The sequence below is a fragment of the Segatella sinensis genome (genome assembly GCF_040095255.1).
GTDB lineage: Bacteria > Bacteroidota > Bacteroidia > Bacteroidales > Bacteroidaceae > Prevotella > Prevotella sinensis.
This window is the reverse complement of the sequence record NZ_JBBNGE010000002.1, coordinates 120705-139804: the sequence shown is the minus strand read 5'-3', so window position 1 is coordinate 139804 and position 19100 is coordinate 120705. Positions and strand designations below refer to the sequence as shown.

At 44.0% G+C, this 19100-nt stretch carries 14 protein-coding genes and 1 pseudogene; 12 read left to right on the top strand and 3 right to left on the bottom strand.

The window, feature by feature from the left end:
• Nucleotides 1-409: 409 nt before the first annotated feature.
• The 11 genes from AAAT87_RS01250 (at nucleotide 410) to AAAT87_RS01200 (ending at nucleotide 14411) form a co-directional block, all read left to right on the top strand.
• Nucleotides 410-1831 (top strand): AAA family ATPase, encoded by a 1422-nt coding sequence (locus AAAT87_RS01250; RefSeq protein ID WP_349225408.1) that lies wholly within the window; start codon nucleotides 410-412, stop codon nucleotides 1829-1831.
• A 238-nt stretch (nucleotides 1832-2069) separates the two neighbouring features.
• Nucleotides 2070-4931 carry a leucine--tRNA ligase gene (gene leuS, locus AAAT87_RS01245; protein WP_349225407.1) on the top strand — a complete coding sequence of 954 codons (2862 nt, stop codon included), beginning with the start codon at nucleotides 2070-2072 and terminating at the stop codon, nucleotides 4929-4931.
• A 156-nt stretch (nucleotides 4932-5087) separates the two neighbouring features.
• Nucleotides 5088-6041, top strand: a complete 954-nt coding sequence (locus AAAT87_RS01240; protein ID WP_349225406.1) for a YitT family protein — start codon at nucleotides 5088-5090, stop codon at nucleotides 6039-6041.
• Nucleotides 6042-6046: 5 nt separating this feature from the next.
• Nucleotides 6047-6664, top strand: a complete 618-nt coding sequence (locus tag AAAT87_RS01235; RefSeq protein ID WP_153128618.1) for a non-canonical purine NTP diphosphatase — start codon at nucleotides 6047-6049, stop codon at nucleotides 6662-6664.
• Nucleotides 6657-7586: a glycosyltransferase family 2 protein gene (locus AAAT87_RS01230; protein ID WP_349225405.1), complete on the top strand. Its 930-nt coding sequence runs from the start codon at nucleotides 6657-6659 to the stop codon at nucleotides 7584-7586. Before AAAT87_RS01235 ends, AAAT87_RS01230 begins: the two co-directional genes overlap by 8 nt.
• Nucleotides 7583-9607, top strand: coding sequence for a type IX secretion system anionic LPS delivery protein PorZ (gene porZ / locus AAAT87_RS01225; protein WP_349225404.1), 2025 nt, complete (start codon nucleotides 7583-7585; stop codon nucleotides 9605-9607). Before AAAT87_RS01230 ends, porZ begins: the two co-directional genes overlap by 4 nt.
• A 41-nt stretch (nucleotides 9608-9648) precedes the next feature.
• Entirely contained in the window at nucleotides 9649-10683 is a 1035-nt protein-coding gene (locus AAAT87_RS01220; protein ID WP_349225403.1) for a glycosyltransferase family 2 protein, read from the top strand.
• Entirely contained in the window at nucleotides 10638-11618 is a 981-nt protein-coding gene (locus AAAT87_RS01215) for a glycosyltransferase family 2 protein (RefSeq protein WP_349225402.1), read from the top strand. The genes AAAT87_RS01220 and AAAT87_RS01215 overlap by 46 nt, the downstream gene beginning before the upstream one ends.
• 49 nt (nucleotides 11619-11667) lie before the next feature.
• The gene (locus AAAT87_RS01210) at nucleotides 11668-12816 is read left to right on the top strand and encodes a glycosyltransferase family protein (protein WP_349225401.1); all 1149 of its coding nucleotides are present in this window, start codon (nucleotides 11668-11670) and stop codon (nucleotides 12814-12816) included.
• Between the two features lie 33 nt (nucleotides 12817-12849).
• Complete coding sequence (locus AAAT87_RS01205; protein WP_349225400.1) at nucleotides 12850-12990, top strand: hypothetical protein; 141 nt, start codon at nucleotides 12850-12852, stop codon at nucleotides 12988-12990.
• Between the two features lie 251 nt (nucleotides 12991-13241).
• Nucleotides 13242-14411: an ATP-binding protein gene (locus AAAT87_RS01200; RefSeq protein ID WP_296972179.1), complete on the top strand. Its 1170-nt coding sequence runs from the start codon at nucleotides 13242-13244 to the stop codon at nucleotides 14409-14411.
• 118 nt (nucleotides 14412-14529) lie between these two features.
• Here the strand turns inward: AAAT87_RS01200 and AAAT87_RS01195 are convergent.
• Nucleotides 14530-14781: pseudogene (locus tag AAAT87_RS01195) on the bottom strand (cysteine peptidase family C39 domain-containing protein); the annotation flags it as partial.
• A gap of 130 nt (nucleotides 14782-14911) precedes the next feature.
• Here AAAT87_RS01195 and AAAT87_RS01190 point away from each other — a divergent pair.
• A complete protein-coding gene (locus tag AAAT87_RS01190) occupies nucleotides 14912-15982 on the top strand; it encodes an AAA family ATPase (RefSeq protein ID WP_349225398.1) in 1071 nt (356 codons plus the stop codon).
• A 120-nt stretch (nucleotides 15983-16102) separates the two neighbouring features.
• Here AAAT87_RS01190 and AAAT87_RS01185 read toward each other — a convergent pair whose 3' ends face one another.
• Nucleotides 16103-16315, bottom strand: a complete 213-nt coding sequence (locus tag AAAT87_RS01185) for a cysteine peptidase family C39 domain-containing protein (protein WP_349225397.1) — start codon at nucleotides 16313-16315, stop codon at nucleotides 16103-16105.
• Entirely contained in the window at nucleotides 16312-18588 is a 2277-nt protein-coding gene (locus tag AAAT87_RS01180) for a TonB-dependent receptor (protein WP_349225396.1), read from the bottom strand. The genes AAAT87_RS01185 and AAAT87_RS01180 overlap by 4 nt, the downstream gene beginning before the upstream one ends.
• Nucleotides 18589-19100: the final 512 nt, after the last annotated feature.

The following is a 19100-nucleotide window of genomic DNA, read 5'->3' as shown; positions in this document are numbered from 1 at the left end:
TTCCAGATAACAGCATAAATCGAAGATTATTATCATGAAATATAAACATTTTAAACAGGCCTTACTTTTTAAAGTGGGCTCACTATTCTATAAATGAAAACTAAGCGTATGCCCTTTTGCTGCGAAGCAAGAGGGCATATCTTTTTTAAAAGCATTCTTTTACCGAGCATCTCATAAGCACAGATAATTGTACTTTATTATAATAATTGGGATATGCAGGGATGAACTAAGAAATAGTGGGCAAGCGATACTTTAGCCAAATCGGACAAAAAAGCACCGATTTGGCTAATATATAAGGAATACTTTAGCCAAATCGAGTTAAAAAACATTGATTTGGCTAAAGTATCGTTTGATTTTTCAAATAATTATCGTATTTTTGCATCGTAACAAATTATCTTATTCAAGCGATATGGAGCAAATTATAGGACGAAAAACGGAAATTAGACAGCTTACCGAGTATTACCATTCAGGAAAGGCTGAGTTTGTGGCAGTGTATGGAAGAAGGCGCATCGGCAAGACTTATCTGGTGCATAATCTATTCAAGGATGAATTTGCCTTCGAGATGTCTGGGTCTATTGATGCACCAGCCGAGGCTCAATTGTCTAATTTTGGCTATGCTTTGCGTGAATTTGGCGACCCAAAGCTGCCTTTGCCTTCTAATTGGACAGAGGCATTTGAGATTTTGAAGCAAATGCTGAAGTCGAAGTTGGGAGGTAAGCGCATACTGCTTTTTATAGACGAGTTGCCTTGTCTTGATACTCCCAAGTCTAATTTCCAGCAGGCTTTTGAGCATTTTTGGAATAGTTGGGCGGCTAATCAGAATGAGATTATGCTTGTGGTTTGTGGCAGTGCCACATCGTGGATGATTTCTAATCTCATAGATAGCCATGGCGGACTTCATAATCGTATTACGCATGAGATGTACTTGGCTCCATTCACACTAGGTGAGACGGAGGAGTATCTCCAGGCGAATGGATTCTTGTGGTCACGTCTTTCCATCTTACAGATTTATAGCATGATGGGTGGAGTGCCTTACTATCTGAGCTTGCTGGACAAGACGCAAGGTGTGGAGGCTAATGTAAATCGATTGTTCTTTGCTGAACGTGGTGAACTGAAACGAGAGTATAGTAGGTTGTATTCTTCTTTGTTCCGAAACTCGGAAATCTATATGAGAGTGATAAAAACGCTGGCAAAATGTAAGCAAGGCATGACTCGCAAGGAAATTTCTACGCATCTGAATTTGAAGTCGGGTGGAACATTGACCAAGGTGCTTCGGGAATTGATCAACTGTGACTTTGTAAGAGGTTATAATACGCGTGAAAAGAAAATCAAGCAAAAAGACCAGATTTACCAGCTCACGGACTTATACACCTTATTTTATATGTCCTTCTGTCATCCTGGTACCACGGATGTAGCTTACTGGACGCATCAGATGGGCAAGCCTCGCCAAAACACATGGTATGGCTTGGCATTTGAACGTATCTGTATGTTGCATATTCCTCAGATAAAGAAGAGTTTAGGCATTGAGCAAATCTATACGGAGTATTATTCCTGGCGAAGCAAGTGCTCTACACCTGCGGCGCAGATAGACTTGCTGATAGAGCGAGCTGACCATCTGATAAATCTCTGTGAAATCAAGTATTCGCAGTCTCCTTATAGCATAACGAAGGAGGAAGAGCTTCGTATAAGAACTCGTATGGCTGATTTCGTAGAAGAGACGGGAGTACGTCATGGCATCTTGCCTACTTTGATAACTACGTTTGGTATTCGTCCTACAGCTCATTCGGCAATAGCACAGGTGCAACTCACCATGGATGATTTGTTTACATAAAAATGATAGTTAAAGAATAATATTCTGGGTGGCTCTCGGAATTGAAAGCCGCCAGTAGCTTGGTGACGTATTCCACATCATACTGCGGAAAGGGCAATACTAGCATGCCCAGGCATTAAAATCATAAAAAACTTGCATTTTATTTTGTAATGTGCTAAAATAAATGTAATTTTGCACCTTGAATGGGGTTTTACCTTATTATATTTAAGAAAAGAAACAAAATAATTAGATAAAGACAATGGAATACAACTTCAGAGAAATCGAGAAGAAATGGCACCAGAAATGGGTCGAGAACAAGACCTACAAGGTGACTGAGGATGAAAACAAGAAGAAATTCTATGTGCTCAACATGTTCCCTTATCCATCAGGAGCTGGTTTGCACGTAGGTCACCCACTTGGTTATATCGCTAGCGATATCTATGCACGCTACAAGCGTTTGAACGGATTCAACGTACTGAACCCTATGGGTTACGATGCTTATGGTTTGCCTGCTGAGCAGTATGCTATCCAGACAGGTCAGCACCCAGAGGTTACTACCGTAGCCAACATCAACCGCTACCGCGAGCAGCTCGACAAGATTGGCTTCTGCTTCGATTGGGACCGCGAGGTTCGTACCTGCGACCCTAAGTATTACCATTGGACTCAGTGGGCTTTCCAGAAGATGTTCAACTCATTCTTCTGCAACAGCTGCCAGAAGGCTCAGCCTATCGAGAAGCTCATCAAGCACTTCGAGGAGAAGGGTTCTGCTGACCTGAACGTGGCTCAGAACGAGCAGATCGACTTCACTGCCGAGGAGTGGAACAGCTTCGACGACATGAAGAAGCAGCAGATCCTGATGAACTACCGCATCGCTTACCTCGGCGAGACGATGGTAAACTGGTGCCTAGGTCTCGGTACTGTGCTTGCCAACGACGAGGTAGTAAACGGCGTAAGTGAGCGTGGCGGTTATCCTGTCATCCAGAAAAAGATGCAGCAGTGGTGTTTGAGAACATCTGCTTACTCTCAGCGTCTGCTCGACGGTTTGGAGACCATCCAGTGGAGCGATAGTATCAAGGAAACCCAGAAGAACTGGATTGGCCGTTCTGAGGGTACAGAGGTAGTATTCTCTGTAAAGGACAGCGACGTGAAGTTCACCATCTTCACCACCCGTGCCGATACCATGTTTGGTGTAACCTTCATGGTTCTGGCTCCAGAGAGCGAGTATGTTCAGCAGGTAACTACTGCCGAGCAGAAGGAAGAGGTAGAGAAGTATCTCGACTACGTGAAGAAGCGTACCGAGTTGGACCGTATGGCTAACCACAGCGTAACCGGTGTATTCTCAGGAAGCTACGCTATCAATCCATTCACCGGTGAGGCAATTCCAATATGGATTTCAGAATATGTATTGGCAGGATATGGTACAGGTGCCATCATGGCTGTGCCTGCTCACGATAGCCGTGACTACGCCTTTGCCAAGCACTTCAACCTGCCTATCATTCCTCTTATCGAGGGTGCTGATGTTTCAGAGGAGAGCTTCGATGCCAAGGAAGGTATCGTAACCAACTCACCTGTAGCAGGCAAGAGCAGCATGGACGGTTTCTCTCTGAACGGACTCACCGTGAAGGAGGCTATCGCAGCTACCAAGAAGTTTGTTACCGAGAAGGGCATCGGTAGAGTAAAGGTAAACTATCGTCTCCGCGACGCCATCTTCTCGCGTCAGCGCTACTGGGGTGAGCCATTCCCTGTATATTACAAGGACGGAATGCCACAGATGGTTCCAGAGGAGTGCCTGCCACTCGAATTGCCTGAGATTGAGACATACAAGCCTACAGAGACTGGCGAGCCACCATTGGGCAGAGCTAAGAAGTGGGCTTGGGATACTGAGAAGAAAGAGGTGGTTGACAAGAGTCTCGTAGATAACAAGACCGTATTCCCACTGGAGCTCAACACCATGCCAGGTTTCGCAGGTTCTTCTGCTTACTACCTGCGCTACATGGATCCTCACAACGACGAGGCACTCGTAAGCAAGGAAGCTGATGAGTACTGGCAGAACGTGGACCTCTACGTAGGTGGTTGCGAGCATGCTACCGGTCACCTGATTTACTCCCGTTTCTGGAACAAGTTCCTCTTCGACCTCGGCGTAAGCTGCAAGGAAGAGCCATTCCAGAAGCTGGTGAACCAGGGTATGATTCAGGGTCGCTCTAACTTCGTTTATCGCATCAACAGCGATGACCACGATAAGGCTCCTGTATTCGTAAGCCTGAACCTGAAGAAGGATTACGACGTAACTCCTATCCACGTAGATGTAAACATCGTAAGCAACGATGTTTTGGATATAGAGGCATTCAAGGCTTGGCGCCCTGAGTATCAGAACGCTGAATTCATCCTGGAGGATGGCAAGTACATCTGCGGATGGGCCATCGAGAAGATGTCTAAGAGTATGTTCAACGTGGTTAATCCAGATATGATTGTCGAGAAGTATGGTGCTGATACCCTGCGTCTCTACGAAATGTTCCTGGGTCCTGTAGAGGCAAGCAAGCCTTGGGATACCAACGGTATCGACGGTTGCCACCGCTTCCTGAAGAAGTTCTGGGGCTTGTTCTATGAGAACCGCACCGACAACTTCCTTCCATCAGCCGACGAGGCTGCGAAGCCAGAGAGTCTGAAGAGCGTTCACAAGCTCATCAAGAAGGTAAGCGAGGATATTGAGAAGTTCTCTTACAATACTTCTATCTCAGCCTTCATGATTGCCGTGAACGAGCTCGGTCAGCAGAAATGCCGCAACAAAGAACTGCTCAGAGACCTCGTGATCCTCATCGCTCCATTCGCTCCACACATCGCAGAAGAGTTGTGGGCAGCACTTGGCGAGCAGGGCAGCGTCTGCGATGCTGCATGGCCTAAGTATGATGAGCAGTATCTGAAGGAGAACGATATGCAGCTCACCATTTCCTTCAACGGTAAAGCTCGCTTCCAGATGACTTTCCCTGTGGATACTCCTAACGAGGAAATCCAGAAGCAGGTATTGGCAGACGAGAAGAGCCAGAAGTACTTGGAAGGATTCAACGTGTTGAAAGTGATCATCGTACCAAAGAAGATCGTCAACGTTGTGTTGAAAAAGTAATTTACTGATAACAGGAAGTTAAGGAGTTAAGGAGTAAAAGGAGTTAAGACAATTGTATATCCTGTCAATAGAAGATATACGAAAACAAAAGCTGTTGTCTTAACTTCTTAACTCCCTTTAACTCCTTAAGTACTTTTAAAATACGATGAAAATATTATGCAAATAGCAATCAGTCAGAGAATTAAGAACGAAATCAAGGACTATTTCTACATTACATTGGGTCTGTTGCTTTACACATTTGGATGGACCATCTTTCTGCTTCCATACCAGATAGTAACAGGTGGCGTAACGGGTATCGCAGCCGTGATTTACTACGGCACGGGGATACCTATCTATTTGTCTTATTTTCTCATCAATGCCGCCTTGCTGCTGGCTGCGTTGAAGATTCTGGGATTCAAGTTCATGGTGAAGACCGTCTATGCCATCATCATGCTCTCCCTATTCCTGGCTCTGGCACAAGACTTGATGATAGGTGAAGACGGCAAGATGGTACAGGTGCTGGGAGAGGGACAGGACTTCATGTCGCTCATCATCGGCTGTCTGTTTACAGGCTTGTCGCTCGCCATCGTCTTCCTGCACAATGGAAGTACGGGAGGAACGGATATCATCGCCGCCATCGTGAACAAATACCATAATATCTCGCTGGGACGGGTGCTCATCTTCGTGGACCTCGTCATCGTGGGCAGTTCCTTCTTCGTCTTCAATGCTAAACCGGAATTCACTACGATTGATGCAGTAAGAAAGGTAGTATTCGGTCTCTGTACGATGGTGATAGAGAATCTGGTACTCGACTATGTGATGAATGCCAAGCGAGAGAGTGTGCAATTCATGATATTCAGCAAGAAATATCAGGAGATAGCCAACGCCATCGGTATGCAGATGGATCATGGTGTGACGATTCTTGATGGTCACGGCTGGTACACCGGCGATGAGATGAAGGTGCTCTGTATCCTGGCAAAGAAGAACGAGAGCGTCACCATCTTCCGTATCGTCAAGATCATCGACCCGAATGCCTTTGTCAGCCAGAGTGCAGTCATCGGTGTGTATGGCGAGGGATTTGATGAAATGAAAGTGAAAATCAAGGAGAAAGACATTAAGAAAATCAAATAGTGATTATGAAGATAGTATTTGCAACCAATAACCAGCATAAGCTCCAGGAAATACGCGACATCCTGGGCAGCGACTACGAGGTGGTTTCGCTGAAGGAGATAGGATGCGATGTGGATATTCCTGAAACAGGAAATACGCTGGAGGAGAATGCCTTGCAGAAGGCGCAGTATGTTTACGACCATTATCACCTGAGCTGCTTTGCCGATGATACTGGTCTGGAAGTAGAGGCGCTGGATGGTGCGCCGGGTGTTCACAGCGCCCGCTATGCTGAAGGTACCGACCACGACAGCGAGGCAAACATGGCTAAACTGCTCAGAGAACTAAATGGAAAGGAGAACAGAAAGGCCCGATTCCGTACCGTGATCTGCTACATCGAGAAGAAGGATGTCTGCCCTTGCGGCTGCACCAGCATCAAGAAAATCCATCAGTTTGACGGCATCGTAAACGGTTCTATCGCTACCGAAAAGCATGGCACCGAAGGTTTCGGCTACGACCCGATCTTCGTACCGGAAGGCTACGACCAGAGTTTCGCCCAGCTGGGTGAGGAAATCAAGAACGGCATCAGCCATAGAGCCAGAGCCGTGGCTAAACTGGCTGAATACTTAAAGAACAAAAATGATTAATACCCTTTCGATATTAATCCCTACATATAATAATGTATGCGTTGAGCTTGTAAAATCCCTGCAAGCTCAAGCATCGTTATTGTATTCATCTTCTGATTCACTCTCTTTATCCTCTCATTTCGAATACGAAATATTAGTCGCCGATGATGGTTCTACAGATGAAAGAACCATAGAAGGCAACCGTATCATCAACACCCTCCCCCATTGCCGCTACATCGAGAGAAAAGAGAACGTGGGCAGGGCTGCCATCCGCAACTTCCTGGCAAGGGAGGCGAAATATACCTGGCTGCTTTTTATCGACAGCAACATGAACGTGATCAGCCATCAGTATCTTGCCAATTATCTAAAAGAAAAAGAAAGTGATGTGGTCTATGGAGGATATCAGATAAAGCGGGATGCTGAAACCAGAGAACGGCTGAAATATAACCTGCGATACATTTTCGAATCAGCCGGCACGCAGAACGGAAATCATCTCCAGCGACAGGCTAACCCCTATGCAGACTTTCACACCTCCAACTTTATCGTGAAGCGAAGCATCCTGCTGAAACACCCATTCGATGAACGGTTTTCCCACTATGGATATGAAGATGTGCTTTGGGGCAAGAATCTAAAAGACAATCACATACCGATTCTTCACGTGGATAATCCACTGGGTTATGAACACTTTATAGGCAACATGTCGTTTCTCTATAAAACAGAGGAAAGCCTGCGCACCCTCTATCAGTTCAGGAATGAACTGCAGGGCTATTCCAAAATCATCGACTATGCCCACAAGCTGAAAAGATGGCATCTCTATCCACCTTGCCAGTATCTCTTTCCGCTGCTGAGTCTGTCAATAAAAGCCAGGCTCACAGGCAATAAACCCAGTATTTTTATGTTTAATATATATAAGTTATTATATTATATACATTTAGATATATGAGAAAGAAAATATGGATACTCCTCTCGTTCCTGATCCTTCAGGTTGCCGCTTTCCAGAGCAGCGCCGCCATCGGCGACTGGAAAGCCTACATGGCGTACAGCGAAGTGCAGGAAATAGAAGAAGCCGGCAACTGGATTTTCGTGCAGGCTTCCAGCAATCTCTATGCCTACAACAGAAACGACCAGAGCATTCAGACCTTCAGCAAGATGGACTTTCTGAACGACTGCGATATTCAGCACATCGCTTACAACAAGACTGCCAAGCGGCTGCTCATCCTCTACAGCAATGCCAATATCGATCTGATGAACACCCAGAACTGGAGCGTGCAGAATCTGCCGGATTACTATGCTGCCACCATCACGGGCGACAAGACCATCAACGGTATCTATATGTATGGCAAATTCGCCTATCTCTGCTATGGACTGGGCATCATCAAGCTCAATATGGCGGAGGGGGAAATCAGCGATACTTATACTCTGGGATTCAAGGTGAACTGGTGCGAAATCAGGGATAACCAGATCTATGCCTACAGCCAGGAGGAGGGTACCTATCGCGCTGCCCTCTCTGACAACCTGCTCGACAGAAACCGATGGAGCAAGGTGGGGGCTTACACCGCTCCCAAGAAAGAGGACAAGAGCGAACTGATGAAGCTGGTAAGCAGCTTGCAGCCGGGAGGTCCGAAGTATAATCATTTCTGGTATATGAAGTTTATCCACAACCAGCTCTATACCTGCGGCGGTGCCTTTCTTTCGGGAATTTCTCTTGATACCCGTCCCGGTACCATCCAGGTATTGAACCGGGATAACTGGACCATCTATCAGGATGACATCAGGAATACGACGGGTTACCAGTATCAGGATATCAACTGTGTAGAACCGGATATCCACGATCCGAACCACGTGTTTGCTTCGGGCAGAACCGGACTCTATGAGTTTACGGACGGCAAACTGACACATTATTATAATAAGGACAACAGTATCCTGGAAGCTGCCGTGGATAGAGGAACGGTACTGGACAACAACTATGTGCTGGTACATAGTCTGCTATCGGATGAAAGCGGAAAGCTGTGGATTCTCAACAGCCAGGCTACCCACCGCTCCATCATCGAGATGAAAGACAACCAGTTGATAGCCCACGACCAGAAGACATTGAATGCGAACGGCTACAGTCTTTCGGCGATGACGGGTCTGATGAAGGACAGGCAGGGCAGGCTCTGGTTCGTGAATGACAACCATGAAACTCCAGCCATCGTCTGCTATCAGCCGGAAACCGATGAAGTGAAAATGTTCAGCAAGCCTTTCACCAATCAGGATGGTGCGGAAATCAATCTCTATTATATCAGATGCATCAAGGAAGACCTGGAGCATAATCTGTGGATAGGAACCGACCAGGGACCTTTCTACATCACTCCGCATTTCCTGGATGACACGCAGCCAACGCTTACCCAGGTGAAAGTGCCGAGAAACGACGGTACCAATTATGCCGACTATCTGCTGGGTGGTGTGGATATTACCTGCATGGCGGTGGATCAGGCAAACAGAAAATGGTTTGGTACCAGCAACAACGGTATCTATCTCATCAGCGCCGACAATATGGAGCAGATTCATCACTTCACGGCAACCAACAGCAAGCTGCTGTCGAACAACATCGAATCGCTCGCCATCAACGATGCTACCGGTGAGGTGTTTATCGGAACCAACAAGGGTCTCTGCTCCTATATGAGCGATGCTACCGCCACCAACGAAGAGATGACCCAAGACAATGTATGGGCTTATCCGAACCCGGTAAAGCCAGACTATACAGGACTCATCACCATCACCGGTCTGTCGCTGGATGCGGATGTGAAGATAGTCAGTACCAGCGGAACCCTGGTGAACCAGGGCAGAAGCAACGGCGGCACCTATACCTGGAACGGCAACGACCTGAAAGGCAGAAGAGTGGCTAGCGGAATCTATATGGTGGAAACCGCTACCAGCAACGGAGAGAAAGGTACCGTCTGCAAAATAGCCATCATTAGATAAAGAGACAGCATCTTCTATCAGAAATATCAAGAGAGCAAGCAATGAAACTCAGTATCATCATCCCCGTATATCGTGCCGAAGATACGCTCGAAAGATGTATCGGGAGTATCCTGCACCAATCATTCACCAGCTACGAGCTGATTCTCGTAGATGATGGATCGCCTGATGCGTGCCCTCTGCTCTGCGATGAATATGCCGGGAAAGATAGTCGTATCCACGTTATCCACAAGGAAAACGGAGGTTTAAGCGATGCCAGAAATGTAGGAACAAAGAGGGCTAAAGGACTGTATATCACCTTTATAGACAGTGATGATGCGATAGGGGAAAACACGCTTCAACAGCTGATGGAAGAACTTTATCAACATCCCGATGTGGATATTCTGGAATATCCCATCATGGAGAGAATCGGCCATCCCCATCGGGAAAAGCTCCTCTCCTTCTCTCCGAAAACCTATCAGAATGCCATCGAATACTGGTTGGCGGAAAAGGGCTATCATCATACGTATGCCTGCAACAAGATATTCAGGCGTTCGCTGTTTCAGAACATCGAATTTCCGAAAGGAAAAAGCTTCGAGGATGTGTGGACGATTCCGAAACTGATAGGGCTGACGGAGACGGAGATTACTCAGGATAGGGCGGTGGTTCCTCCTCCACCCTTGAAAATAAGGGTGACGGATGTAGGGAAGTATCTCTATTACTGGAATCCTCACGGCATTACATCGCAGGCAGAATATCCCGATCTGCTTCAGCTGTATCTGGGACAGAAGCAGGCTTTGATGAAGCTAGAAATAGCGGGTAAAGAAAAGATGAAGCTACAAATGGGAGCAACAGAAGATATTCTGCTGAAATATCAGTCTTCATTAGAAGATTTCCTGACGCAGCATCTCAATGTCCTGCTCGATCTCTACGATTTATCGGGAAGATATGAACCGGATCCTCCCCTTATCCACGCCGTGAAATGGCTGGAAGGAAAAACGGGGATTCATTCATTCAAACTCAAACTATTCAATATTTTAGGTTATCATTCATTATGCAAAATCAATCATCTCATACACAGAATATACAGGCGCCCTTAGTAAGTTTCATCATCACCACTTACAATATGCCTACGGAATATCTGGAAGAATGCCTCAAAAGCATCCTCCAGCTCTCGCTCAATGCCAAGGAAAGAGAAATCATCCTCGTGGATGATGGAAGCGATATCTGTGCGATCAACGGGCTCACGAAATATCTGCAGGATATCATCTATCTGCGACAGCCTAACCAGGGAGCCAGCGTGGCTAGAAACTATGGTATGATGATAGCTAAGGGCAGATTCATCCAGTTTGTGGATGGCGACGACTATCTGGTACAGACCGCCTACGAACATTGTCTAGACATCGTAAGATATCATCAGCCAGACATCGTGACATTCAACTATGTAAAAAACAGGCAGACGGATACTCCTCCTTATGAATTGCCGACTCCGATATCGGGCACAGCCTATATGAGCAATCATAACCTGCATGGTTCTGCCTGCTCCTATATTTTCCGCAGCAGCATTAGAGGCACCCTGCAGTTTACGCCGGGCATCGTATATGGAGAAGATGAGGAGTTTACCCCTCAGCTCTTCCTGCGTGCCGAAAGAATCTTCAAGATGGATACTGAGGCTTATTACTATCGTGAGAATCCGAACTCCGTAACCCATCAGATGGATCATGAAAAGATTAGCCAGAAAATGGATAACAGTCTGGAGGTAATCCTGCATCTGCAGAAACTGCTGGATAAGATTCCGGTGGCTGAAAGACAGGCACTGAGTCGTCGCATCGCCCAACTCTCGATGGATTATCTGGTGAACAATATCCGACTGAAACATTCGCTGATAGCCCTGAACCACGCCATCAAGAAGTTGAGAAAGCATGGACTCTATCCACTTCCAGACAAGGAATACACCAAGAAATATACCATGTTCAGAAAGATGATAGGTACCTACGTAGGAAGAATGGCGCTCCTCTTTTTCATCAAGAAATAAATGAAAAGGAGGAAGATTTTATCAGATAAATAAAGATTATATCAGGAAGATGAAGATTCTATTAATGGGAGAATACAGTAACGTACATGCCACACTTGCCAAGGGACTCCGCAAGCTGGGGCATGAGGTTACCGTGCTCTCCAACGGCGACTTCTGGAAGAATTATCCACGAGATATCAACATGGTGAGAAAGCCTGGAAAACTGGGTGGAATCCTGTATTTGATAAAGTTATACACAATTGTGCATAAGTTAAGGGGATATGACATCGTCCAGCTCATCAACCCGATGTTTCTGGAGTTGAAAGCTGAGCGTATCTTCCCGATTTACCGGTATTTGAGAAAGCACAACAGGAAGGTGGTGCTGGCTGCATTCGGTATGGATTACTATTGGGTAAGCGTCTGCTGCCAGGATAAGCCATTGAGATACAGTGATTTCAATATAGGAGATGATTTACGCACCAATGCCGATGCCCTGAAAGAAAGAAAAGACTGGCTGGGAACCGCCAAGGAAAGACTCAACCGGATGATTGCTGAGGATTGCGACGGCATCATAGCGGGACTTTATGAATACTGGGTATGTTATCAACCGCATTTTCCACAGAAAACCATGTTTATCCCCTATCCTATCCACACTTATTCACAATCCCATCAGGATAGGGATAAAAGGGCAGCTTCTGTAGAGACGTCTTCTGTAGATATTCCCAGAAGACCTTCCCAAAAGTTGAAGTTATTCATAGGTATCAACAAAACCAGAAGTGAGTATAAGGGTACGGACATCATGCTGAAGGCTGCCCAGGCAATCGCCGAGAAATATCCGGAAAAGGTAGAACTGCGTATCGCCCAAAACGTGCCTTTTGCGGAATATGTAAAGATGATGAACGGCAGCGATGCCATCCTCGACCAGCTCTACAGTTATACTCCATCGATGAATCCGCTGGAGGCAATGGCGAGGGGCATCATCTGCATAGGTGGTGGAGAACCGGAAAACTACGAGATTATCCACGAGGAGCATCTCCGTCCCATCATCAATGTGCAGCCCAACTATGAGAGCGTATATCAAGAGTTGGAGCACCTGGTGCTTCACCCGGAACTGCTACCGCAGCTTAAGCAACAGAGCCTCGAATACATCAGCAAGCATCATGAATACATAAAGGTAGCTAAACAATATGAAGAATACTACAAGAGCCTGTTGGCCTAGGCTCTTGTTATAAAAAGACGTCGCCTACAGGAAATGGAGCTGAACGGCGGCTATTGTGACTTGACGATGATTCCTGACCTCACCCGTTTCCCAGAGGTTGCCCATACCTATCTCCTGGAGTTGAAGAATCTGAAATCAGGTGATACCGATGAAGAAGATTGCTATTATATATAAAGGTAACAATCTTTGGAGAGTAGAGGAATATTGAGCCGTTATTAAACTAGTTTTGCCACTATTTAATTCATCAAAATAGAAACGACAAGGCTTATGAAAAGACTATACTTGCAAAAATCCCTCAATGAGGGATAAAAATGATTAAATTCATCCCTTAATGAGGGAACTTTTTGAAAGATTTCATCCCTCATTGAGGGATTATTTGTATCTTTGCTGCAGTTTTTAATGATATTCATTTAAAAGAGCAAGATATGATAGACAATAAACTATATGAATACATGGCGGAGTTGCTGAAACGTACTCCGCTTGATTTCATCAGATATAAATATGATGAAATCAACTGGAATGGCCGATTAATAGGTATCGTGGGACCGAGAGGCGTTGGAAAATCCACCATGATACTTCAGCGCATCAAGCTATCTAAGGAAGGTCATCATCTGTATGTATCTGCCGACAACATCTATTTTTCCAATCATTCCTTGATTGACTTCGCCGACGAGTTTATCAAGGAGGGTGGTACACATCTTTATATAGATGAGATTCACAAGTATGCCGGTTGGAGCAGAGAACTGAAGCAGATTTACGATATGCACCCATCCCTGAACCTTATCTTTACCGGTTCATCGGTCCTGGACATCAAGAAGGGCGAAGCTGACCTGAGCCGTCGGGCACTGATGTATATGATGCAAGGTTTGTCGTTCAGGGAATACCTGCAACTTTTTGAAGGAATCAAGACCAGAGTATTCAGTCTTGACGAAATACTCAATCACCAGGTAGAGATTCCGGGGTTAGAACATCCATTGCCAGTTTTCAGAGCGTACCTCGACCATGGCTATTATCCATTTGCCATAGAGGGAGATTTTATGCAGAGAATGCTGCAGGTGATAGACCAGACGGTAGAAGTTGACATTCCGCAATATGCGGATATGAAAGCCTCAACAGCACGCAAGCTAAAGCGTATGCTCGTCATCCTTTCCGGATTGGCTCCCTACAAGCCAAGCGTAGAGAACCTTGCCACAGAAATCGGGGTAAGCAAGAACAACGTGCCTGATTATCTCGTCTATCTGGAACGTGCTGGAATGATAGGTCTGCTCAGAGATGATACTTCGGGGATGCGCAATCTTGGAAAGGTAGAAAAAGTCTATGTCGATAACCCAAGCCTGATGTCTGTACTCACCCCTAATCCCAATATTGGAAACATAAGGGAAACTTTCTTCTACAATCAGATGAGAGAAAAACAGGATGTTACTTCCTCTAGGGTTTCCGACTTTACCATTGGTGATTATACCTTTGAGATTGGTGGAAAGAAGAAAGGTAAAAAGCAGATAGAGGATGTAAAAAACGGACGTATCGTAAAAGACGATATTGAGACGGGACATGGAATCATCATCCCTCTCTGGTACTTTGGTATGAATTATTAATGTGCCGGAAAACTTCCCCATTTGAAGTATTCCGAAAAGAGTTGCTGCACAATATTTTTTTGCTACCAAATAATTTATGCTAAATTTATTTATTGCCAATAAATAAATCTACGGATTTTTATTTACTGGCAATAAATAGATTGGTGATATTTTGAGAAAATATTCTTGTTTTAATAGAGAAGTTTCGGAGAAACCTTGCCGAAACCGTTTGAAATCCCAATATTCTTGCAGCCTCGTTGATGCCCAGCATGGAGACACCTTCCGTTATAGCAAAGCAAATCTTCGACAGAGAGTCCAAGGAGTACTCCCTGCCGAAAAATCTACATATCATCTGCAGGCAGGTGATACCGCATTGCATGCTGTCATGCTGTCGAACAAGTCTTACGCTGACGGCTCAATCTAAAAGATGTTAAACAATAATAATTTAAAGGAGTTTATCTTCTAAGCATCTTTATTTTTTCGTATCTTTGCGAAAAGTTTCGTTACGAAAAAATTCGATTATGGAAAATCCGTTTAAATTTGGCTCATTGGTTGATGCCCCATACTTTACAGACAGAGTGAAAGAACTGGACTACATCGTACAGTTTCTCAAGAGCGAGAACCACCTTGTTCTTATGTCACCACGACGTTTTGGCAAATCAAGTCTCGTAAAAAAGGCTGTTGTCCAAACCCAACGACCATACCTATGGCTCAATATGCAAGCCGTGCTCAGCAAAGAAGATTTTGCGGCAAAGCTTCTGAAGGAACTGCTCAATCAAATCAAACTGGAAAAGATGAAGCACTATCTTCGTAACTTCCGCATCATTCCTTCTATCAACATGAACCCGATGACAGACGAGCTATCGGTTTCATTCCAACCATCAACCGACAATGGAACAACTGCAATAGAAGATGTTTTAAATACAATTCAGAAGGTTTCTACACCTCAAAACAAACTGATTGTTGTCTTTGACGAGTTTCAAAGCATCCTGGAAATCGATAAAAACATGGATAAGCAGCTCCGTTCCATCATGCAGGAACAGACAGGCATCAATTACATCTTTCTGGGCAGCCAGGAATCGATGATGACAGATATCTTTGAACGTGTGAAGTCTCCGTTCTATCATTTTGGAATGCTGATGAGACTCAACAAGATTCCATACGAAGATTTCAAATCATATATTGCAGACAGATTGAAAGATGTATCAGAGCAGCCTACTCAAATTGCAGACGAGATACTGGCCTTTACAAGTTGCCATCCATACTACACGCAACAGCTTTCATTCGCAGTTTGGAACAATCTGGAAGCTGGCAAAAACGAGGATGTACTCCAACTCGCCGTAGAAGATATCATAACGACCCATGATTTAGACTACGAACGTTTATGGTTGAATTTCAATAAGACAGACAAGTATGTAATGGTCAGTATCTGCGAGGGCAACAATCCTGCGCAAGACAGGAACCAACCTACCAGCACGATGACCAGTGCCCTATTGCGTTTAAGCAAGAAAGGCTATATCATCCGAAGTGACAGATATGAAATAGAAGACCCATTCTTCAGGAAATGGATACTCAAGAATATGATTGAGTAAGATTATATACTGAGAAATCGCCAGCGAAGCTGTAGAAAGGCTTCGCTGGCGATTTTGCAAGAGAGATTTATCTATGTGTTAACAAAACAAACTCGCTCCAAATTGGACTTTGATTGGATATCAATTAGAGCGAGTGCTTATCCAGTGAAATCCCAATATTCTTACAGCCTCGTTGATGCCCAGCATGGAGACACCTTCCGTTGTTGCAAAGCAAATCTTCGACAGAGAGTTCAAGGAGTACTCCCTGCCGAAATATCTACATATCATCTGCAGGCAGGTGATACCGCATTGCATGCTGTCATGCTGATGTTCTACTTTTATTTTTCTGTTCATAATCTGTTCTGGATTTCCTTATCACCATAGTTCTGGGTTTTATCCCTCTTGGTGACTCCCAAGGTATAAGCCAGAGAAAGCTTGATAGTCAATGGAGAGTACTTATTACAGAATTTCATTACCATTCCATTAGAATAGGACTCACCTTTCAATTTTGGTTCAAGGAGGTTGCTGACAGATAGGTTGGCGGTTAGGTTTCTGTTTAGGAAAGCTCCCTGTACATAACAACCGAGATTACCATAAGCCTCTATTTTTGTATCACAATTCTTCTCTGCTGAAGAATATCTGGCATTCAAGCCGCTGGTCCAGATTCTCTTGGAATCCAACACAAAATTCAGATTCATCATTAATGTTGCTTGAGCATATTCTGAATGCGCCTTTGTGTATATTGTTGTGGCTTTGGAATCCACATAAGAACCAAAAGCCATAAAAGTAGCATTAAGCCATTTCTGGCGATTGTAGAAATACATGAAGTTCAAGCCCAGATTCTTGTTTTTTCTAGCATTCTCCCATTTGGTTTCTGTCAGTCTGGAATCTTCGTCCATACTGATCACCTGAGAAATCATATTATTGCTGACAGAATAATACATTCCTACTACCAAATTACCCATAAATGTATAATCCAAGCCTACACGATTGGTCGTCACAGGCTTTAAGTATGGGTTGCCCGAAGTATAGTCCTTTGTATCTGAATAGATTACAAAAGGACTAATATACTGCAAGTTCGGACGTTCGATACTACCAGTATAAGTCAGACGTAACGTATTATTGTCATTGATGTCATATGTAAGGAACATATTAGGCAACCAATTTTCATATTTTCTATCTATACCCCCAGCTTCTACATCCAGAATAGTCTTCATGCTGGTTTTCTCATACCTGCCACCTATTTTAACAGAAACTTTCTTTCCTAGGTTACGCATAGCCTGCACATAGAAAGCATAAATATTCTCCTTATAAGTACTGCTGTTCGCATAATCTGTTATGACAGGAGTATAATAAGCCTTCGTCGGGGTCTTGCTGGTCGTCCACTTTCCACCAAAGGTAAAATCCGTTTTCAGCAACGTAAGATTAAAGTCTGCCATACCGCTGAATCCTTTCAAATGATTGGAGTTGTCATTTTGAAAGTCAATATAGGATTGATTCTTGCTTTCTACGTTAAGCCACGAATGATAAAGACTGTTCTGCTGATTATCATAGTCGAAATAGCTGCCCGAGAATTCTGCTCCAGCGTTCTTCGCCTGATAAGAAAAATAAAATGTAGCATCTCTCTTCGTCAAAGGCATATCACGATCAAGAGTGCTGGTTATCACAGAATCCTGACCACTATTCAGTTCTTTCGTCAAGATTTCACTACTGCTGTTTCTCTTCATCCGGCTCTTATACCAGGACAGGTTACCGCCAAAGTTGATCTGCTTGCTCAAACTATAATCTGCACTTGCATAAAGATTGTTATCCTGAGGATGATTAACCTGCTCCAGGTCACTTATACGGGAAAAGGACTTATAACCTTGTGAATTATGCTCATACCATCGGTCCTTGCCTTTCTGATAGCTACCCATGGCATAAACACCCAGCTTGCCTTTCTCTATGCTCATACTGAAATTGGTGCTGTTAGTCAGATACGTACTAGCATAAGAAAGTTCATCAGCCAGCCTCAGGCCAAGACTTCCCTGGTCTCTTTTGGTTATAATATGTATAATGCCATAATTCCCCTCTGCCTCGTATTTTGCCGGTGGATTCTGAATAATCTCCACCTTGTCAACAGAATTCAGATCCAAAGACTTGAGATAAGCTAAAGCCTGTGAAGCGTCCATTTTCAGGATATGATTGTTCACCATAACCTGAATGCCAGACTTTCCCCAGATAGAGGGAACACCATCAACTACAATAACACCAGGAGCCTTAGACAGCAGGTCAATCATATCAAAAGAATAATCCTTCAGACCATTCACGTCTATTTGGTAACGGTCAACCAAGGATTTTACAATTCTTCTTCTTGCAGTAACAGTCACACCGGATAAGTTATAGGCATCTTCCTTCATTACAAACGTTGTAACCGGTTGTTTAGTAGAAAGCCTCACATACAAATCCTGATAACCGACACTAGATATTTTCAAAAGGCTATTCAAAGAATCCGGCAATAGGATATCAAACGTACCATCTTCTTTTGCAACACATCCCTCTACGAAAGAACTATCCGGCATAGACAGCAATTGTACATTTGCATAACTGACAGGACAGTTTTTACCATCAACGATCTTGCCAACCATACTTTTCTGCGCAAAACCATTCATGGCAAATACCAGAAAAGAAAATACTAATAAAATTTTATGCATAACCATACACCTATTATTTAGAAATAACTATTAATTGCTTTTTCTGCTCTAGGAGCATAACAGCAGCGTGATACATTCATACTACTTACCAATTAGTTTGATTTAACTTTCTGGCTGCAAAATTATTTCAATTTGCCCAAACCACCAAACTTTTTACATCATTTTTTACATAATATTTACCCCCCAGATTATGATGTAAAAATGATGTTAGAAAGCACGCTACTTTGAAAAATTATTTGTATTTTTGCACTTTTAAAGTTTAATAGTTAAAAAACTAAGCATGAAAAAATATTATTGTATAACAGTTTTAGCACTTATCGTTGTTACTTTGATACAAGAATATAACATGTCTTTGCAGTACAAAAACTATATCCTCAATGAAACTGACAAGATAAATTCTGTACTAAGAATTGCCATCGATGAAGAATATGCAATACGAGCACATA

Excerpts from the sequence above, each read along its gene's own strand:
- AAAT87_RS01220 (WP_349225403.1), top strand. The coding sequence starts at position 9,649 with ATGAAACTCAGTATCATCATCCCCGTATATCGTGCCGAAGATACGCTC.
- AAAT87_RS01250 (WP_349225408.1), top strand. The coding sequence starts at position 410 with ATGGAGCAAATTATAGGACGAAAAACGGAAATTAGACAGCTTACCGAG.
- AAAT87_RS01230 (WP_349225405.1), top strand. The coding sequence starts at position 6,657 with ATGATTAATACCCTTTCGATATTAATCCCTACATATAATAATGTATGC.
- porZ (WP_349225404.1), top strand. The coding sequence starts at position 7,583 with ATGAGAAAGAAAATATGGATACTCCTCTCGTTCCTGATCCTTCAGGTT.
- AAAT87_RS01200 (WP_296972179.1), top strand. The coding sequence starts at position 13,242 with ATGATAGACAATAAACTATATGAATACATGGCGGAGTTGCTGAAACGT.
- AAAT87_RS01215 (WP_349225402.1), top strand. The coding sequence starts at position 10,638 with ATGCAAAATCAATCATCTCATACACAGAATATACAGGCGCCCTTAGTA.
- AAAT87_RS01185 (WP_349225397.1), bottom strand. The coding sequence starts at position 16,315 with ATGAACAGAAAAATAAAAGTAGAACATCAGCATGACAGCATGCAATGC.
- AAAT87_RS01210 (WP_349225401.1), top strand. The coding sequence starts at position 11,668 with ATGAAGATTCTATTAATGGGAGAATACAGTAACGTACATGCCACACTT.
- AAAT87_RS01235 (WP_153128618.1), top strand. The coding sequence starts at position 6,047 with ATGAAGATAGTATTTGCAACCAATAACCAGCATAAGCTCCAGGAAATA.
- leuS (WP_349225407.1), top strand. The coding sequence starts at position 2,070 with ATGGAATACAACTTCAGAGAAATCGAGAAGAAATGGCACCAGAAATGG.
- AAAT87_RS01205 (WP_349225400.1), top strand. The coding sequence starts at position 12,850 with ATGGAGCTGAACGGCGGCTATTGTGACTTGACGATGATTCCTGACCTC.
- AAAT87_RS01180 (WP_349225396.1), bottom strand. The coding sequence starts at position 18,588 with ATGGTTGGCAAGATCGTTGATGGTAAAAACTGTCCTGTCAGTTATGCA.
- AAAT87_RS01240 (WP_349225406.1), top strand. The coding sequence starts at position 5,088 with ATGCAAATAGCAATCAGTCAGAGAATTAAGAACGAAATCAAGGACTAT.
- AAAT87_RS01190 (WP_349225398.1), top strand. The coding sequence starts at position 14,912 with ATGGAAAATCCGTTTAAATTTGGCTCATTGGTTGATGCCCCATACTTT.